At 55.9% G+C, this 247-nt stretch carries 1 pseudogene; it reads left to right on the top strand.

The window, feature by feature from the left end:
- Positions 1 to 124 (top strand): annotated as a pseudogene (locus tag AB3X89_RS40795) (IS6 family transposase); the annotation flags it as partial.
- Between the last annotated feature and the right edge of the window lie 123 nt (positions 125 to 247).

Below are 247 nucleotides of genomic sequence, written 5' to 3'. Positions count from 1 at the left end.
GATCGCCCATAATGGTACGCCAGAGACCGTGACCATCGACAAAAGCGGCTCCAATCTGGCCGCACTGGATGCGGTGAATGCCGATCGCGAGACGCCGATCAAGGTCCGTCAGATCAAGTACCTGAACCGCCCCGGGATTTCCGGAGGCTCCACTTCTTGAGAAAATGGAGCTATGGAAAACACGAAGAAGAAGTGCCCAAGGTACTCGCCTGAAGTTCGTGAGCGGGCTGTGCGAATGGTTCTGGAA

The organism is Paraburkholderia sp. BR14320 (genome assembly GCF_040948665.1).
Taxonomy (GTDB): Bacteria; Pseudomonadota; Gammaproteobacteria; order Burkholderiales; family Burkholderiaceae; genus Paraburkholderia; species Paraburkholderia youngii.
The sequence above is the reverse complement of the archived record's forward strand: the minus strand, read 5'-3'. Positions and strand labels throughout refer to the sequence as shown.